The organism is Pseudomonas sp. NPDC089758 (genome assembly GCF_044748705.1).
GTDB classification, from domain to species: Bacteria; Pseudomonadota; Gammaproteobacteria; order Pseudomonadales; family Pseudomonadaceae; genus Aquipseudomonas; species Aquipseudomonas putida_X.
The window spans coordinates 1-1924 of record NZ_JBIVGN010000039.1 but is presented as its reverse complement, the minus strand read 5'-3'; the positions used below and the strand labels follow the sequence as shown (position 1 = coordinate 1924).

Genomic DNA, 1924 nt, shown 5'->3' with positions numbered 1-1924 from the left:
CAATCGAGTAGGAGGCGGGTTCACACCCGCCGTCCTCTCACACCACCGTGCGTACGGTTCCGTACACGGCGGTTCAGGCTATGCGGCTAAGCCGGTTGATCGTATCCAGTATCGAGACCAGTCCGAGTCGATCCCATAGTTTCTTCGGCAGCGCCTGATTCATATGTGGCGCCCCCGAGTTCCACCACGGGCCTCGGCCGTTATAGGCCGATTTACAGGCACGCTCTTCGCTTAAGCCCAGACGCATCAGGTTGCGCGCCCTCGTAGAGGGCTGCTTCCATTGGCGCCAGATGGCACAGCGGAGTTTGTGCCTGACCCAGCCATCCAGTTCCTCAAGTGGCCGTTTGCTCTGGCTGAGCTTGAAGTAACCCGCCCAGCCTCGTAATACAGGGTTTATCCGCTCGATGGTATTTGCCATCTTGCGACCCCGTGCACCGCGTAGCAGCTCTGCGAGCCGGTCGCGCAGGCGACCCAGGCTCATCGTTGCCACCCGCAGCCTTGGCTGCTGATGCCAGCTCATCCCATAGCCCAAGTAGTCACACTTCCAGGCTCTCGCGACTCGACTCTTCTTCTGATTCACCGTCAGTTTCAAACGTTGATTCAGGAAGCGCTCGACACTGACCAGTACTCGCTCGCCAGCCCGAGGACTGCGCACATAAATGTTCGCGTCATCGGCATAGCGCACGAAGCGATGGCCCCGCCGCTCCAGTTCGCGGTCAAATTCATCGAGCAGGATATTCGACAGCAGCGGCGAGAGCGGGCCGCCTTGCGGCGTCCCTTCCTGCCGTGGGCTAACGACACCGCCTGACATGACTCCCGCTGCAAGGTAGCGACGGATAAGCCTAAGTACGCACTTATCTTTGACCCGGCACTCGATACAGGCCATGAGGATGTCGTGGTTGACTCGATCGAAGAACTTTTCCAGATCGATTTCCACGCACCACCGATGCCCCGATGCCACATGGGCACGGGCCATCTCGACAGCTTGATGTGTGCTTCTGCCCGGACGGAAGCCATAACTGTAGTCCGAGAACAGTGGGTCGAAGATGAGCGTGAGCTGTTGCTGCAAGGCTTGCTGGATCAAGCGGTCCACGACGCTGGGGATTCCCAGTTGCCGTGTGCCGCCCTGCGGCTTGGGAATTTCAACCGCTCGCACTGCTTGTGGATGGTATTCACCGGCCAGTAGCCTGGCCTTGAGGGTTGGCCAATACTGTTTCATGTAGCCCGCCAAGTCAGCGACCGTCATGCCATCGGCACCCGGCGCTCCCTTGTTGCTGACCACGCGTTGATACGCACGTCTGAGGTTGGCCGGTGCAAGCACCCGCTCCATCAGCGTGTCCGGCTCCGCGTTCGTCCACGTTACTGACGCCGTCGATACCTTTGCACTGTCATGCATCATCCTCAGCTTCTGGCCGGGACTCGGGATGACAGTTTCCGCTGTGGGAAATTTCTGCATTACGGCTACCAACGAGACAGTGACGCCTACTGGCGGCATAACCTGTTCGGCCCTTGGTGGCGCGGTTAACCGCCACTTACTACGGCTTCGGCTGACTTCTGCATGCTCATCCCGTCGCCTTACGACGCTCGGTAGCACAAAGGCAAGCGTGCAGATCTCCCAGGGTAATTCGCGCGACCTTCCTGCTTATGCCTGTCGGATTTACGTCACAGCGTTCCGTGCAAGTATTGGGCTTTGAAGATTGTTGCCTTCTTACCCCGCTGCGCCGCCTAATCCGCTTCCTGTTCGTCAGGCCAGCATTTTGCCTCGGGCTTCCTTCAGATTCGCAGTCGCCTGCGACACCCTTGCCTCTGGCTAACACTTCCCCTTGCCGGGTGTGTAGAGGACTTTCACCTCCAAGTCACCCACTCGGCCACCACAGCCAAGCGGGTTGCGCTGACGCGCAACGCGCCATGCCTGGCGCACAAC

The 1924-nt window shown here is 59.4% G+C and carries 1 protein-coding gene; it reads right to left on the bottom strand.

Features of this window, described 5'->3' with window-relative positions; translation table 11 throughout:
• Positions 1–73: 73 nt before the first annotated feature.
• On the bottom strand, positions 74–1495 hold the full coding sequence (gene ltrA, locus ACIPZH_RS25730; RefSeq protein WP_400638351.1) for a group II intron reverse transcriptase/maturase: 1422 nt from the start codon (positions 1493–1495) through the stop codon (positions 74–76).
• Between the last annotated feature and the right edge of the window lie 429 nt (positions 1496–1924).